The organism is Paraburkholderia sp. SIMBA_030, from assembly GCF_046535245.1.
GTDB lineage: Bacteria > Pseudomonadota > Gammaproteobacteria > Burkholderiales > Burkholderiaceae > Paraburkholderia.
Genome location: NZ_JAWRXB010001265.1, coordinates 1 through 248 on the forward strand (window position 1 = coordinate 1; position 248 = coordinate 248).

Sequence of the window (248 nt, forward strand, 5' to 3'; positions counted from 1 at the left end):
TATCCCTGTCGATGCGGCACTAGCGGAAAATGGTTGTGGTCAGTTTGAAATCAATCTATTACACGTAGATGACCCATTAAAAGCCGCTGACGACGCGATTTTGTTTAAACAAGTGGTTAAGGCCGTGGCAGCTCGTCGCAAGCTTACCGCCACCTTTATGGCAAAACCTTTTGGCCTACAGTCTGGTAATGGCTTTCACGTGCATTGCAGCTTATTAGATAAAGATGGTAACAATGTATTCGATGATG

The 248-nt window shown here is 44.8% G+C and carries 1 pseudogene; it reads left to right on the forward strand.

What is annotated here, in order from left to right:
* Positions 1 to 248 (forward strand): annotated as a pseudogene (locus SB772_RS44100) (glutamine synthetase); the annotation flags it as partial.